This is a genomic window from Desulfosporosinus orientis DSM 765 (genome assembly GCF_000235605.1).
In the GTDB taxonomy this organism is placed as follows: Bacteria; Bacillota; Desulfitobacteriia; order Desulfitobacteriales; family Desulfitobacteriaceae; genus Desulfosporosinus; species Desulfosporosinus orientis.
Window position 1 is genome coordinate 5,471,567 of the sequence record NC_016584.1, and the last position, 16,553, is coordinate 5,488,119.

13 protein-coding genes are annotated in these 16,553 nt (G+C 46.1%); all 13 read right to left on the reverse strand.

Translation table 11 applies throughout. The features are described from left to right. Positions 1-37: 37 nt before the first annotated feature. Positions 38-829, reverse strand: a complete 792-nt coding sequence (locus DESOR_RS25365) for an acyl-CoA dehydratase activase (RefSeq protein WP_014187457.1) — start codon at positions 827-829, stop codon at positions 38-40. A gap of 26 nt (positions 830-855) precedes the next feature. After that, positions 856-1,866, reverse strand: coding sequence for a 2-hydroxyacyl-CoA dehydratase family protein (locus DESOR_RS25370; RefSeq protein ID WP_014187458.1), 1,011 nt, complete (start codon positions 1,864-1,866; stop codon positions 856-858). A 32-nt stretch (positions 1,867-1,898) separates the two neighbouring features. Then, positions 1,899-3,143 (reverse strand): methylaspartate ammonia-lyase, encoded by a 1,245-nt coding sequence (locus tag DESOR_RS25375; protein WP_014187459.1) that lies wholly within the window; start codon positions 3,141-3,143, stop codon positions 1,899-1,901. 22 nt (positions 3,144-3,165) lie between these two features. Further along, positions 3,166-4,620: a methylaspartate mutase subunit E gene (locus DESOR_RS25380; RefSeq protein ID WP_014187460.1), complete on the reverse strand. Its 1,455-nt coding sequence runs from the start codon at positions 4,618-4,620 to the stop codon at positions 3,166-3,168. A 13-nt stretch (positions 4,621-4,633) separates the two neighbouring features. Beyond that, positions 4,634-6,013, reverse strand: coding sequence for a methylaspartate mutase accessory protein GlmL (gene glmL, locus DESOR_RS25385; protein WP_014187461.1), 1,380 nt, complete (start codon positions 6,011-6,013; stop codon positions 4,634-4,636). A 14-nt stretch (positions 6,014-6,027) separates the two neighbouring features. Beyond that, on the reverse strand, positions 6,028-6,447 hold the full coding sequence (gene glmS, locus DESOR_RS25390) for a methylaspartate mutase subunit S (protein WP_014187462.1): 420 nt from the start codon (positions 6,445-6,447) through the stop codon (positions 6,028-6,030). Positions 6,448-6,497: 50 nt separating this feature from the next. After that, positions 6,498-7,397 (reverse strand): glutamate racemase, encoded by a 900-nt coding sequence (locus DESOR_RS25395; RefSeq protein WP_014187463.1) that lies wholly within the window; start codon positions 7,395-7,397, stop codon positions 6,498-6,500. Then, positions 7,394-8,347 carry a GntR family transcriptional regulator gene (locus tag DESOR_RS25400; protein ID WP_014187464.1) on the reverse strand — a complete coding sequence of 318 codons (954 nt, stop codon included), beginning with the start codon at positions 8,345-8,347 and terminating at the stop codon, positions 7,394-7,396. The genes DESOR_RS25395 and DESOR_RS25400 overlap by 4 nt, the downstream gene beginning before the upstream one ends. 515 nt (positions 8,348-8,862) lie before the next feature. Next, positions 8,863-11,022, reverse strand: coding sequence for a PepSY domain-containing protein (locus DESOR_RS25405; RefSeq protein ID WP_014187465.1), 2,160 nt, complete (start codon positions 11,020-11,022; stop codon positions 8,863-8,865). A 219-nt stretch (positions 11,023-11,241) separates the two neighbouring features. Next, entirely contained in the window at positions 11,242-12,864 is a 1,623-nt protein-coding gene (locus DESOR_RS25410; RefSeq protein WP_014187466.1) for a cell wall-binding repeat-containing protein, read from the reverse strand. A 51-nt stretch (positions 12,865-12,915) separates the two neighbouring features. Continuing rightward, the gene (locus DESOR_RS25415) at positions 12,916-14,133 is read right to left on the reverse strand and encodes an ABC transporter permease (protein ID WP_014187467.1); all 1,218 of its coding nucleotides are present in this window, start codon (positions 14,131-14,133) and stop codon (positions 12,916-12,918) included. After that, a complete protein-coding gene (locus tag DESOR_RS25420) occupies positions 14,130-14,858 on the reverse strand; it encodes an ABC transporter ATP-binding protein (RefSeq protein ID WP_014187468.1) in 729 nt (242 codons plus the stop codon). The genes DESOR_RS25415 and DESOR_RS25420 overlap by 4 nt, the downstream gene beginning before the upstream one ends. 55 nt (positions 14,859-14,913) lie before the next feature. Next, a complete protein-coding gene (locus tag DESOR_RS25425; protein WP_014187469.1) occupies positions 14,914-16,410 on the reverse strand; it encodes an efflux RND transporter periplasmic adaptor subunit in 1,497 nt (498 codons plus the stop codon). Positions 16,411-16,553: the final 143 nt, after the last annotated feature.

Below are 16,553 nucleotides of genomic sequence, written 5' to 3' on the forward strand. Positions count from 1 at the left end.
TATGCCTATAATCCACTATTTAAATAGAAATTTTTCATTATTCTTGATTAGCCGCATAAGCACAACAGCCAATAGCTCCATTGAATTGCGGCTCCGGAGGTATTAGGATCTGACGACCCGTACCTAATTCCAAGAGTTTGCCTACCGCTTGATTAAAGGCAACCCCTCCTGTGAAAACAATAACCTGGCCCGGGAACGAACGCAAGAGAGGCAAGATACGCTTGACAATGGTGGTATTCACACCTGCAGCCAGTTCAGATAAAGGAAATCCTTCCACAATCTTGCCAATCAGCTCGCTTTCACCAAACACCGCACAGGTTGAATTTAATTCCACAGGAGCATCCATATGCCGGCCCAGTTCTTCAAGGCTCAGATCCAGAATAGTCGCCATGTTTTCCAGGTATCGTCCGGAAGAGGCGGCACACTTATCATTGGTCAAAAAGTCAATCATTCTTCCCTTTTGAACCTGAATGATTTTACTGTCTTGTCCGCCCAGGTCCACCAAAGTAAAATCCTTGAGCCCCGTCTGGTAGATTGCTCCAATCACATGAGCCTTCAGCTCAGGAATAGCCTCACCGCCGGCTAGCTCCAGGGTATTCCTGCCGTAGCCCGTGGATATTAACTGATCAACCTCCGGCAGCCCCAATGCTTCAAAGTTTATGACTAGTTTACCACCTTGTTTTCGTCCATATTCCCGATAGAAACGGATGGTATCTAAACTTTCCAGCCGAAGGACTTCCAAAGCTTTCCCCTCACGATTATCCTTCATAAGGGCAATTTTTACATTCCTGCTCCCCAGATCAATTCCACAAATCAGTTTTCCGGACATAATGCTATCCTCCAGCTTTACCATTATTATTCAAGCATACTTAGAAATGACTCCAGCCTCATTTTGCTTCTGGCATCTAAGCCTGTTGGGTTTTCTCCCTCCAAAGTCAGAATCGGAAAATCCAGCCTTTTCCTAATGATTTGATCTTCAATCTGGCGGTAACAAAAACTTTGGGTATAATGAATGATTCCATCCAGCCGGCGACGCTTAGCTTCTCGATCTATATCCTCCAACCTAAGAAACACTTTATAAGGATAGGTGTATAACCGGTACTGTTCAACAATGTCTTCCGTTAGAAAAGGCATGGAAAATTGTCTCTGTACTTCGTTGAAGACAACCCTGGCTCCATGTTCTTCTAAAAAATCATACAACTCAGGGAAAATAGGCGGTACACCTATATAACCCAGGCGAATTTCCCGTTTTTTCCCAGGTTTTTTAGAAGAAAACTGACTTGAAAGAGTCTCGCGTGCTCGGGCAGTCTGGATAAACGTCTCCATTTCAGCGGCAAAGCCTTCGGGATTGCCATTGAAATCCGAACATGAGACAAGGTAAAGGTGATTTTCAAATCCCCTCACCCGGTCTTCTTCCCAGGTCAACCGGTCAATCTCCCAGGCTAGTGCCCGAACTTTATCAAGCCGCCTCTTTTGCAAATTGACCTCATCCCAAGTTGTTCCCAACTCATGGATTAGCTTGTCCATTTGGAGACGAAGCATGTCCGGATCTCGGTCATATGGGAAGGCAAAGGGAATAATCTCAATCCCCTCTACCTCCCAGGTTTCCATCAAGGCATGAGTATTGCTGCAATCTCCTTGAGTTACAGCCACAATCTGCCGGATATCCGGATTCTGCAGAGCTGTCGAATACAATCCCTTTATCCAGCCGCACACATTGCGCGGATAACCCGCCAGTTCTGCTTCTTCCAAACGCTTCATTGCTTCTGTGCTCGTTATAAAAATATTATTTAAATCGACGGGCGTGTCCCCAGCGGCATAAATCACTTCGACTGGAACTGTCGTTGTCAAGCCAATTTTGCTCATAGGATTGTCTGCTCCTTCAGTTGTCTAATGGATTATTTTCCGGCTCTCTTTAATAAGGCCAGTGCTCTGTTCATTTCATTGTGGACGATCATGTAGCCCTCATCCACTCCCATTCCTGGTTTGGCCAGCATTTGATCCGGCCGGGCAGCCAGAGCTACATGAACCGCCGTCCTGCCGCCGGCATCCGTTTCATTGCAGGAGCCGCCTACATAAGCGCCTACCCCATATTTCTTAGCGTAGAGGACGGCTTCAATCGTGTTTTGAATCCCGCCTAAATCCGGCGTCTTGATTTGAACCATATCCGCAGCCTGGGCGTCAACAAATTTGACAATATCCTCGTAGGTATTACACCACTCGTCCGCTACGACTTCGACTTTGACACCCCTAGCCTTTAATGCCACCCGCAATGCCTTAATCTGTTCAATCTGCCCTTCAAGGCTTCCGGCATCCATGGGGCCCTCAATGCGCAGGTGCAGAGGGTCTGCGGCTTTTTCAAGCTTTACAAAGTAGTCGACCATCCTCTCCACATCATCTGCAAAAGCTAAGCCAATAGTTCCGTATACGTCGATATGCAGGATTGGGCGATATTCACTGCCGCCAAGGGCAAGCACTCTATTGCGCAGCCACTCCACATACTCCAAAAGAAGCTCTCCATTTTTGCCTAACTTTGTTTCCACATTATTGATTAAGGCGTGAGGCAGAACTCCGGCACGTTTAATAATGGCCTTGTCAGCGTTTTCATAGCGGTCATCTCCGGTTTGAGTAAAGATGGGAACCGGCTCAAGAATCATGGGCAGCTGGTATTCCTCCAGAATCACTTCGGTCATGGTTCTTTTCTTTGCTTTGGCTACACCATCCAGAATTGCCTGGCTGACTCCATAGCGTATGGCTGTATGAAAACGCTCCCCGTCAGAATGTTTTGAAGTCTCAACAAGGCCGGCCAACCTTCGGAAAGAATCCAACTCCTGGCCAATGAGTTTAGGGGCTATTTCCTCAAGGATGATGGGAATAAAATCCTCAGCCAAGAAGAGGGGATCCCGCCCGCCGGCTCCTGAATATTGTACTGCCGCACAGTCCCCTGAGGCCACTTGTCCATCCTCAAGAATAAGCATCACGGAAATAGACTCACCCCGTTGACGAACCGCTTTAAAACCCGGTGTTTCCGGCTCTCCCAAGTAGGTAAAGCCATCGTGCTTGACGCCGGACTTAATGGCCCGCTGGTCATCAAAATAAAACCCCGTAAGTCCTGGGGATGCAATTATATCAATAATTTTCATTTTATAAAACCATTCCTTTCGGTTATCCTCTGGGTCTGCCTACGAGCATCCCTTTACCGATAGCATAGATGTCATCGATTACCATTTGGAAGGATGGATCCCGATTCTCATCACGTCCCCGCTGAGCGATTCGCTCACGGTGAAACTCCTTAATCCGCTTATCAAAAGGAATATTGCCAAAATCCAATAAACGCACAGCACCGCTGGTGTCACGGGCAGGAAGAATCTTTCCGGCATTATAGCGGCTGGGAGCAAAGGGCACATCGATGACGCCGGCTTGGAAAGCTCGAACCGTACCAACTGCGGCATCCCCTTCCCCTAAATCAAGAACTCGATCAAGAATCCCCCGGGTTTCCGCCAAAATCATTTCCTCTTCCAGAGCCAATTCTTCAGTCATCGGCAAAGTCTGGTCTTTGAGCATGGTTAAGATTTGTTTTGTAGTGCGAATACCAGCAGCATTGGCCTCCTTCGTTGGGATACCCAGAGCTTCGTGGGGAGTCTTGACGATGACTTTAGTAGCCTTTCCTAAAGCCGCCGTTGCCGCTCCCCAGGAAATCACGCCAAAGGCTTTTGCTTCATCCTGAGGGAAGCCGCCCATCCACTGATGAAAGACTGTGGTAATCATTACTTTGGGCAAACCTAGTTTTGCTAAATACTCTTCAGCTAAGACAGGTAGGGTATGGAGTGCCGCTACATCTTGGATAAGATTACCGCATTGTCCGTAACCTAAAGTCAGACTGCGAACACCTTGAGCAACAGCAAGGACTCCTTCAATAACTGCCACAGCATGGGAAATTGACGGGGGAACAAGGGTCCCTGTCAAGGGGCCAAATGGCTCACGGTTAATTTTTACCCCTTGCTCTTCATACAAACCAATTAAACGATCAACATACTGCCAGTATTTAATCGTGCTTTCAATGGAAACATCTTTTGAATAAGGGATATTATAAGAAATTCCGCCGCCTTCAAAATCCGTAAATCCTCCGGCAATGGTAATTTCCGCCAGCAAGCGGGCGTCCGGTGTCCCGTGGCGGACTTGAACCGGCACTTGCACACTCTCAATGACTTGGCGACAAGCAGCAACTCCATGATTGACAGCCGGAAAGCCATTTAACATGGAACGTCCGATCATGACACTTTCTTCAATGCCTGCTTGCGCTTCTGTATACCTGTTTTGCCGCGTATATGAATCAATGGTGGAAGGCAGAAAATCAGCCCCGCCTTCATCCTGAAGAAAACGCAAGAGCTCAATATGCTCGTTAAGAAGTGCTACACCGGCCCGAGGCTGAGCAAAGGTCATGCCCTTTTCTTTTCCCTCAGCGAGTTTTTCAGCAAAGACTTTACTTTTGGGCAGGGATTTTTGATACGCAACAGCTTCTTCAAATACGACATCCTTACCGGTCTGCCATTGACCCAAGACTTCCTGCCGCTGGCGCTGAAACTCATCGGCATCCATTTGTCGGACAGTTAAATCCATCTCCTAAACCCTCCTATAGTTTTACAATGTATTTTTTCATCATCCTAAGCGTAGCTTGAGGAGCCACTTCGCGCAGCAAACCCATGGCTGCTAAAATATACTCCTTATCCAAGTAGAAACCAGGCTCCTGTGGTTTGAGAATCGTAGGTTCCTGGGAATTAAAGACCGCACCTTGTAAGATTTCCTGAGGATTCCTTTGATAGAGAAGTACTCCCCCGGTCCCAATAACGACAGGTAAGGGCGTCAAGTCCTTGCCGTTTTGAATATAGCTTGCTCCAAAAGGAGTATAAACTACTTCCATGGTTCCTGCATGACGCTCCACAGCCACGCTTACTGCCATGCGCCCCATGGCTAAATCAAACTTCTCCTCTTCCGGCGTTTGGGGCGTTCGCCAAGGATCCTCTTTGCACAAATTCAACTGGCAATTAATTTGATCGTTATCCCAACCTAAATAATCCACGAGACGCTTCCCGGCTGTTTCTACTAACGCCTCTGAGCTGTAGCGCATACCTAAATCTCCTTCAACCGTCCGTTTGGCGAAGGGTTCGGGTAAGCCTTTAAGCATAACCCCTGGTTTACTGGGATCCCCCTTAGCTATGGAATGCACATCCGTCGTAGCACCACCGACATCTACAATCATTAACTCTCCCATTCCCGGTTCGGAACCATGCCCCTTTGCCAGCAATTCCGCTGCTGAAAGCACTGCAGAGGGAGTTGGCATTAAGATCCTCTCTAAAAATTCCTCTGCCTTATCCAACCCTTTGGCATGGATAATATGACTCAAAAACACCTCTCTTATAGCTAAGCGGGCAGACTCTACCGATAATACGCCTAATTCAGGCATGACATTATCGGCAATCACCACCGGGTTATGCCTTTTCTTTAAGCTGTCTGCTGCTTGGCCGGCGGCAGTCTTATTTCCGGCAAATACAATCGGAAGCCCTATTGGAAGAGTGCTGAGCATTTCTGCATTTTTCAGGATTACTTCCTTATTGCCGCCGTCAGTTCCTCCGGCTAAGAGAAGGATATCCGGTTTAAGGTTGACAATCTTGTCTAAATCTTGCTTTGTCAATTCATAGCTGAAGACTTCCAGAACCCGTGCCCCTGCCCCTAAGGCTGCACGCCTTGCCGCCTCTGCAGTAAGCTCTTTTACCAGACCGCTGGCAATCATCTTCAAACCACCTGCCGCACTACTGCAGGCTAACTTACGCACAAAATTCCATCCTCCCGAAGGCTCGGGAATCTGTTTCAGAGCGGCTTTCATACCATCCATAATGTTTGTTTCAATGGTCGTGCCTGCACGGGCTGTCCCTACGATCTCTTCTTTATCCAGGTCGACTATCGTGACCTTCGTATAGGTACTGCCAAAATCAATGAGAAGGACTGCTTGCAATGGCTATTCCCCCCTTAATCTGTGGTCATGCCTAAGTCTCTGCGCAAGTCTTCAATTGGTCCATCCGGCAAGGTCCCGGGTGGATAAACCCGGTTAAATCCCATGGCCAAGAACCGCTCCTTAACGGATTCAAAATCCTGTTTACCCACCACCAAGTTTCCTCCGACATACATGATAATGTCCCCAATTCCTGTTTCCTGGCACTTCTCCCGCAGCCCCCGACAATCCATCTCTCCATGTCCATACAAAGAAGAGACTAGTATAGCGTCTGCGTTTGTTTCAATAGCCGAATGAATGAATTCTTCTTGAGTTGCCAGGACCCCGATATTGATCACCTTAAAACCAGCTTGAGTAAAGGCAAAATCTAAGATTCGATTTCCTACAGCGTGCACATCTGATCCGATGACTCCTAATACTATGGTCTTTTGCTCCATCAATCCATTCCTCCCGGTCGCCTTCTCGTTCTAATCCTTTCTTATGTTCCCTATTCTCCCAATGCCTTTTGTTCAACGTGGCCAATAGGCTCCTGAAGAAGAGTATTGCCGACTTGCCTAAACAACTCCGGATCACCGCTGACAAAATAGCGTGCCCGCCACGGATTTTTCCCTTGTGCCTGTGACGGTGATCCAATCAGGCCCGACTGCTCCCACTCATCCAAATGACGAAGCAAGGTTTCCAGTTCTCTCACAACTGCCCAAGCCGGATCGATAATCAACACATCTTCTCCTAATATTTCTCTGAGAACCGGCGCCAGGAAAGGATAATGTGTACACCCTAAGATTAAAGTATCCACTCCGGCTGCATGCAGCGGTGCGAGGTAAGTTCGGGCAATTCCTCTTGCCTGTTCTGAATTGGCTAATCCCGCTTCAATTAAGGGTACGAAAAGAGGGCATCCTTGCGCCTTTGTTAAGGCAATAGGGTGTTCCCCGTGCTGCCATGCTTCCCGAAGAGTCAGATTTTCAGGCAAACATCCCTTTGCCAAAGCCCGGCTTACTGCCGTGGAATAAGCCTTGCTGCGCACTGTGGTTTCCGTAGCAATCAGGCCAATCCTGCCTGCTATGGTTTTTTCAACAGCTAAACGAGCACCTGGTTCAATCATTCCAATCATTGGTACATCAAAACGTTCCCTTAAGACCGGGAGAGCGGTGGCTGAACTGCTGTTACAAGCAACAACAATGACTTCCGCCCCTTGCCCAATCAGAAACGTGACAATCTCCTCGCCGAAACGGATAAGCTCCTCCTGGGTGCGGTTTCCATAGGGAACTCTGGCAGTATCCCCAAAATAAACGATTCGAACATCAAGAAGTTGTTCTAATATTTCTTTCATCACGGTAAGTCCGCCGACTCCGGAATCAAACATACCGATTATTCGTTGTTTCTTCAAAATTTCTCCCCCTTTAATTCCAGCAAAGCCCCTCTGAGTGAGTTTAGACTCCCCGCATCGGGTTCAAACCGAAATTCGATACATTCCATGTTTTCCGGAAGTACTTTTTCAACTTTAAAGCGCAGCCGCGGAGCAGTAATGACAGCTCCACATTCCGGCAATGCTTTACGCAAAACTTCCTCATTGGGTTGAATAAAGGTTATAAAGATTGGATAGAGTCCTGCTTGTTTCAATGCCATAGTTATTTTTTCTGCATATTGGACACTTTCACAGACCAAAGCCAATTTACGGCCCATGGCTAATTTAGCGATACGCACAATGGTGTCAAGTTTAGGTTGAAGGGAGATCCCTAAAACCGGAATATGAGGCTCCCCCAAAATAAGCTTTACTTCCGCAAGATGACTAAGCCCTGTAATCGCCATGTCCATTCCTGACAAGCGTTCCTGGGCTCTAGGTGATTCTTGAAGTTCGGAAAGGAGGATCGGCAAAAGGCTTACACCTGGGCCGAGATTCCAATTGACATCAGCAAGCTGCTCGGGATTGCCTACTAGAAAGGCAACTTTCATTCGCGAAAGGAGGTGCTTCTTCTCCATTCCCCGTACATGGACAAAGGACACAAAGTCATCGATGGAGAACCCCAGACCAACCGCTTCTTCCATTGCCAGATCAACGATGCGCAAAACCTTTTCTTTGCGGCTTTCCTGCTGCATAATTAAGGCTGTATCTTCAACAAAGGTCCCTCTTCCTCGAACTGAGCATAAAATACCTTCACTCTCCAGTTCCTTATAGGCTTGACTGACGGTATTTCGGCTGACAGCTAAACTATTTGACAGTTCCCGTTCCGGCGGGAGTTTCGTTCCTGCCGGCCATATTCCTTGGGTAATTCGCAGACGAATTTGTTCCTTAAGCTGAATATAATATGGTATGCCGCTTTTCCTGTCCAGATCCATTCCATCACCTTCTAAACTCCCACTATAAATGCCCTATCTATCCTATGTTTGGTTTAATCTTTTTTGGCCTAATTGACTAGTCCAATTTTATGTATATTTCTCCATTCCTTAGCTATTCCCTTCTTGATGTTGGTCTTATTAAAAAATTTTTTTGCTGCCAAAGTTAAAAGTAGACCCTCATGCCGCTAACACGACACCATCAGATTATGAAAAAAAGAGAGTGTTCGTGGGTCGGGGAGCTTCGCCAAACCTCTGGGTAATAAATTAGGTGAACCACTGGCTCCACTTCCCCACGGCAGCTTTGTGGGCTTTATCGCCTCTCCATGCAATGGGTTCACTCCTGTGGAGCGAAGCAGCCCTGTCTTTCGGGTCTATTATCCTTTGGAATGTTTTGGGGCATTTTCAAAGTAGTAGTGTAAAGCGACCTGTCAAATCAATAACAGGTCGCTTTCAAAAGTTTATTACTTTAATCAAAAAGCTTTGTAAGTCGCATTATCCCATTTTTATAGGCAATATTATTTCCGTAAAAGTGTATGGACCAGCGCATAGGCCCCTTCGGCTCTTGTTACCGTCTGTTCAGGGTATAAAGTGTTTTCATCCAATTTTAATATGCCCATTCCCCAAGCCAGTGCAATATACCCTAACGATTCCTTTTGGATTTCCTTGGCATCTGTGAAGGGTACGGTATAGATATCCTTGATCTGGGCTGACGGTTCCATGCCAATTAGTCGAATCATCATTTTTGATAAGTTCTCTCTGCTTACTTCAGAATTTGGTTGTAATGTCTCTTCCACCCAACCATTTTTCTTAGCGAGCTGCCAGATCTCCTCTTCACTCAAATCATTATCCTGATTACTTTCTTCCGCTGCAAGCATTGCTCTTAACAGCGAGATTAGGGTAAGTTTGTCATCAGGCCGAAAGGTTTCACCATCTTCTCTAAAGGCCCCTATGGAGCCCAATATACTTATTTCTTTTTCCGCATAATTTCCTTGGATATCTGTAAAACCATAAAACTTAGGCGGCTGAAATTGAGTCTTTCCCGACCAATCCAAAGGATCACCCGTTTCGGCATCCATCAAAGGAAGTTTGATTATACTATCGTCAACTTTTGGTTGATAAACTAAGCGAAGTGACAGTTGGCCATTTTTATGAAGTATAAATGTATAATTCAGCTCCAAAGGATGCATCGTTAAAAAATCGTTGGCAGCCTGATCAAGTGATAAGACTTCTGAAGCCTTTGGAAAGTCCCATTTAGACCAGGACATGCTATAATTGATCACCTGTTTAGCAGCAGTGTCTACAATTACACTCATTCCATCTTGTGAGACAGGTACCCCATTGACGATTCTGTCGTAAGTAAAGACTTGAATATTCTCAGGGATTACCCCTTCAAAATAGCTTTCTGATGCAGATTTTGATTCTGCTTCAACATCCTCGAAGCGCGTAGGTTGAATTCGTCTAAGGAAATCATCGGCATATTTTTGCGCTTCTTTGCGAGTAAAAGACTGAGAGTTGCTGCCTGAAGTTTCTCCTGTGTACAAATCCATGCCCATTAAATCTCCTGTAGCTGCATTCACTCGTGCATTAAGGTAACCTTCTTCTTTATCATAGGATTCACTGCTCCAATTCAGCTCCCAGACTTGTTCATCCGGATTCTGCCAATCAGGATTTAAACTGGCATTATTAAGGACAAAATCTTTAGGAATCGTAATGAGTTTTTCAATGATATCCACGGCTTCTTTTTGGCGGATTTGCCGGGAGTTTTCCGGAGAATCTTGAGAGACTTGGGAATCTTCAGCCTCTGAGGCCGCCTCAAATGACGTTGATGTTGTTGTGCTCATGGATTTATAAGCCACCGCTTGGGGTTCAAAGGTCACAGGCCTGCCGCTGATCGCATCTATGGCTCCGCCATAATAGTTATTAGACAGCTGATATACCAAGCGTACTCGCTGAGATTCCAGCCCCTGAGGATCTATGAGGGGAGGTATAAAATAATGTAATTCGAGCATTGGGGTATCTTTGAACACCTGTCTGGCTTTTTCAGGAGATATAACCTTGATGGGTGTGGGAAAGGGCAGCCCTTCTGTCCAATCATAATTATAATTAACAACTTTGCCGTCTTCGCCACTAACACTTATGCTGACTCCATTACCGGGAAAGGGTATGCCGTTGACGACACGAATCCAGCGGAAATTATACACAAAGGGTTGAACACTGTCTATGGAAAAATCCGGCGGCCAATCTTTGACTTGTCTAAGTTCTGAAAAATGCTTAGTCACTAATTTTGAGGTGAGTTCTACAGCGATTTTCTCAGCATCTTTTGCAGTAAGAGCAGGCAATTTTGCAGAGGTTGACCGGTATTCCCATTGATTAACGCTCAAGATTTCCCCGCTGACCGCATCAACTTCAGCATGAAAACTCCCCCCCGACTCCTCAACGGAATCCCAGTTTAATGAATAAACAGAACGATCCATATACTCATTAAAATCTGTTGTTAAACTGGAATAGTCTTCAGGAATGGAAAAGTAATCCTTAATAATCTGCTCTGCTTGCTCAACAGTAATGTTTGAATTCACACTGCCACGTGCCACTGCCGGACAAAGGGTCAAATATAGAACCAGAAGAATAAGTATACCTATAGACCAGTTATGAGCCTTTTTTAACAATCTCTTCATCAATCCTTTCCTGCTTTGAGTATCCTTGACTTCAGAACAAGTTTTCCCTATTTATATGCTCCTAGCGCTGTTTCATTAGTTAAATCTTACATTATTTACGAAAATATGTATAGACCGCTGTCGCAGCACCAGCCATAGCAAAAAAGGAGTGTTTAAATACTGCCAAACGCAGTTTTCAAACACTCCCAAGGACATTGAATTAATAAATTTTGTCTATAATCAACGATTCAGCAATTGCTGCAGTTGTTGCTCTAAACTATAAGAAACTCCTTTGCTGTTGCCTACAACAGCTGAATTTGTAATATAGCCCTTATTAAAAAGCAAGAAATAATCCAGGCTTGAAGGAAGAGCATTGGGCTGAGTCATCGCCACAAACCCTCCGTTTTTGGCAGCCAATGCTGCTGTTAATAAAGCATCAGCATAGGGCTTTCCTGAACTGACATCATCTTGACGAACTAAGCCTGATGTAAAGTACATGGGGGATTGAGGATTGTCTTTATTGAGGAGATTTTGAAAGATAATGCTTTGCGTATCATAACGGTCATACCCTCCCCAGCGTTCAACCATATACTGGGAAGATAATTGACTTTCTACGGAACTGCCAATAACCGCTGTTCCTCCGAGCAAAACAACATTTTGGGTATTTAGATTGCTCAAAGCTTGAAGGGTTGAGGCAGGCAATTTGTCCCTGTCAGTAAGTAAAATCGAATTCCCCTGAGCTCCTGCAAAAGCACTGATTGCAATAGCATCCGGAATGGCATGCCCATTGGCCAAATAGACAGTGTGGGTTGAATCACTCCCTACCTGAGCAGAGATTAATGCCGCCGTATCATATCCCTGTGCTCCCGCAATCCGAGTGACATTAAAATCCTTGCTTAAACTATCTTCAATGCTTTGAGAAATTGCCACAGTTCCGCCAACAATGTAAACATTTCTGGCTCCCAACTCCCTAAGTCCTGCTAAAGTACGAGAATCCAGTGACGAAGAGCCTGTCATAAGAATGGGAGCATCCAGCTTTTTGGAGAGGGGAGCAGCGGCCAGAGAATCTGAAAACTGATCATCTCTCGCCAAAATGACATTGGCGGCGCTGGACCATCCTTGTTTTGCAATTTCAACAGAAAGGGCGACATTATCAACGGCTTGAGAACCGATTCGGCCTGTTGGTTTAAAAGCCGGTTCCACAGGTATTGTACCGATGACTTTTCCGCCAAAAATAATTTTAACATTGCCGGCTTTGGTCGGTGTTATGTTCAGAATAAACGTCCCGTCATTTAAGGTCGTACAGCTCTGAGTGGCCGGGCTGGCATCAACATCCGTTCCATCAACGGTCACGGACCGTTGCTGCAAAATATTTCCCTCTGAATCAGTAAGCTTTACCTTTAGGGAATTATCAGCATTAATCAGGAGAGAACCTTCTACAGAAGTCACTGCATCAAGAACCTTGAAGGTCGCTGTTACCGAGCCTTTATTGGGGGAAACAGCACTTACTTTCAGAGTGTACTCGCCAGGTGTATATAAGGTAAGATTATTGATACTGTAAAAGCCCCCGCTTCCGGAAACAGAATAAAAGGTCTCTTTGCCGTCAGGATCCGTAATGGTCGCATTGACAGATCCAGTGAAGAGCTTACTCGTCGGAATCCTATTCAATTTGAAATCGAGACTCGTGGGTTCTCCAAGAATCAGGGTAGAGTCTTCATCAGATACAAAGGTAAGACCTCTCAGTGTAATGTAATCGCCTTCATCCGTCGTAGCAGCAAACAATATCCCCGGCATCATGCCAATCAGCAAAAAGGCTATCATTAAGATACTCAAAACTGTCTGAGTCCGTTTTTTACTAATCACGAAATTCCTTCCTTTCTTAATCAAAGCTTCGGTATCCAAGGCTCCAGACCTTTACTCAAATCTTAAGGCATCAATGGGATCCATAGTGGCTGCCTTGCGGGCTGGGAAGACACCGAATATAATACCAATGCCTGCTGAGAAGCCGAAGGCCATCACCACTGAGGTCATGGAGATACTGGTCTGCATGGATAAGGCCTTTCCTGCCAGGCTGGATCCGGCATAACCAAGGGCGATGCCTATACCCCCCCCTAAAATGCTAAGCACCACCGCTTCGATGAGAAATTGCAATAGAATATCCATGCTTTTTGCTCCGATAGCTTTCCGAATGCCTATCTCCCGGGTACGTTCCGTGACAGAAACAAGCATAATGTTCATGATGCCGATTCCTCCAACCAACAGAGAAATACCGGCAATCCCGCCTAGGAGCATAGTTAAGGTTTGAGTCACACTTTGCATGGTTTCTAACATATCGGCCTGATTCTGGACCCTAAAATCGTCATCCTGGCCATCTTGAATCTTATGAGTTTTTCTCAATGTTGCCGTAATCTCATCTTGTGCCGTCTGCATAAGATCCTCTGACTTTGCCGAAACCATAATACTCCGCAGGGTTTTTCTTCCGATTAAACGCCCCTGAACCGTTGAGATAGGTGCGGTAATCATATCATCACTGCTCTGAAATCCCGTGGACCCGGTAGATGTTGTCACGCCGATAACTTGAAACGGTACATTGTTAATTTTGATTTTTTTCCCAACGATATCTGCATTGGCATCTCCCAGGAGGCTCTCTACAACATTTGGGCCAAGTACAGCCACTCTGGCACTGCTGTTCACATCTTGTTCCGTAATAAAACGCCCCCGGGCCATTGTGACATTTTTAATAATTTCATAACCCTCGGTAGTCCCGGTGATACTTGCGGAGGTGTTCCCAGATCCTAAAACCACTTGGGCATTGGTGCTGGCAATAGGTGCCACTGCTTTCAGAGAGTTTCCTTCTGCAATTTTGTCAACATCTGTCATAGTTAAGCTGTCTAAGCTTCCGGCGCCCCCCCTGACCCCTCCGCTGTTGGCTTGACCCGGGCTGATTGTAATCAAGTTTGAGCCCATGCCTTGAATCTGAGAAGTAATGGAAGCCGTCGCACCATTGCCGATTCCCACCATGGCAATGACCGCCGCTACCCCGATAATAATGCCAAGCATGGTCAAAGCCGACCGTAGTTTGTTGGCCCGCAAAGCCCTGAGAGAGACTCGGATACTTTCAAAAAAGTTCACTCTGCTCCTCCTTCCTCCTCGACGGCTTGTACTCGAGCCTTACGCGGATTCTTTACAATTTCGTCCCCTTCAATATGTCCGTCGCGGAAACGCACAACCCGTTCAGTAAATTCTGCGATATCCGGTTCATGGGTCACAATAACAATGGTATTGCCCTGGGCATGGAGCTGCTGGAAAATCGCCATAACCTCTTCACTGGAACGGCTGTCCAGATTCCCAGTAGGCTCATCAGCCAAAATGATCGAGGGTTTTGTGACAAGGGCCCGGGCAATCGCTACGCGCTGCTGCTGACCACCGGACAACTCTTTGGGCTTATGATGTATTCGTTGACCCAGACCAACTGCCTCTAAGGCGGCAACGGCACGTGCTCGTCGTTCTTTTCCTCCTACGCCGGCATAGAGCATGGGAAGTTCCACATTCTCCACAGCCATGGTACGGGGCAGGAGATTAAAGCCCTGGAATACAAAACCAATCTTACGATTGCGAATGACTGACAATTCGTCACCGCTGGCTTTTGCCACATCTGTTCCATCCAGGTAATACTCACCCTCTGTCGGGGTATCTAAACATCCTAAAATATTCATCATTGTCGACTTGCCGGAACCGGAAGGACCCATAATGGAGACAAACTCTCCTTCACCTACATACAGGTCCACTCCCCCTAAAGCTGCAACTTTTATATCACCATTGGCATAGATTTTTTTAATCCCTTTAAGCTCTATCAAAAACTATCCCTCCCGAGCATCACCAGCAAATTAAACTAAGCCTTTTAGCTGCCGCTTATCTAGGAGGACTACCGGCATTTCTATTTCCGCCGCCGAATAAAAATCCTCCGGAACTAGTTTTAGTGGTTGTGGATGAACTAACGCTTGTTATGACTTCTTGCCCTTCTTTCAAGCCGCTTTTGACCTCCACATTCGTTCCATCATCTAAACCGAATTCCACCGTAATGAATTTCACATTGCCTTGGGCCTGTCTATTCGTTGACTTTTCTGAGCCAGTAGTCGATTTTTCTGTCCCAGTAGTCGATTTTTCCGAACCATTGCCGGATTGATCAGCCTCACTCACAGGAACCATGACGCCTTTTTCATTTCCCCTCGTTTTGATGGCCTCGCTGGGTATAGTCAGAACACCTTTAGCCTCGTCCACAATAATATCCAGATTGGCATTCATGCCTGAGCGCAGCTTATCGCTGGCCTGATCTACGTCAACGGTAACTCCAAAGGTTGTAACATTGGAAGTGGTTGTTCCTTGAAGAGCAACCAAACTCACAACCCCACTGCTATGATCATCCGGGTAGGCATCCAAAGTAATATCTACCTTTTGTCCTATTTTAACCTGACCTATATCTGCCTGGTCTATATCCGCTACCACTTCAAGATTACTACCCGTTCCATCCAATGGCGTGATTGTAATCTTCGTATCGTCCGTTGTGTATTGATAGAGCTGCATCCCTGTATCAATAACTACTGCATCCGTCGGCGCCAGGATTGTAGCTTCTGCTAAGGCAGTTTTAGCACTGTCGAGCTGAGCCTGAGCTTGAGAGATACTGGCATAAGCCGACTGCAGGTCGGCTTCAGACGGACCGGCCCCTTGCTGATCTACTTTATATTGTGCTGCTGTCACATCTGCCTGAGCCGCCGTCAAGGCTTGGGCCGCTCCTCCATTTTGTTGATTTTGAGCAGTTGTCAACTCACTTACGGCCTGATTCAATGAATTTTGGGCCGATTGTATGGATGACGTATCTCCGTTCTGCTGAGCTTTAGCTAAAGCATCACTGGCCTGTTTGACAGTCTGATTGGCTAGTAAAACCTGGTTTGCTAAATAAGCCGGGTCCGCATTCTGTTGAGCCGTGATCAAATTCTGTTTTGCCTTAGCAAGGGTTGATTGAGCCTCTGCCTTGGTTTGATCATTATAGCCATCTTGAAGGGATTGAAGCTTTGCTTGTGCGGTCAGTAAATTGGCTTCCTGTTGTCCCACACTGGTTTTAAGAGCCGTATCATCGATCCTGGCAAGAACTTGCCCTTTTTTTACAATATCACCATCTTTAATATCGAGCTCAACGACTTGTCCGTTGTTGGAAAATTGCAGAGGAATTGAATGCGGAAAGTTAACCGTTCCCGTTGCAGAAATAACCTTCGTTACATCTCCAATTGTTGCCTTTGCCGTAACATTAGCCGCTACAACAGGCTTGGCAGTGAATTTTTTGTAACCCCAATAACCTCCTCCCAAGACCAAAACACCTAACACCCCTATGGTCACCCATTTTTTGTTCATACTCTCTCTCCTTTTTATCTGCTTTGGCAACAAAGCTTATAACTCCAAGCCGATTGGCTGAATTAATAAAGACTGCCGCTTACATTTTTCTTCTATGTAGCAGAGCAATGCATTGGGTAAAATTCCTAATCAGGATATCACAG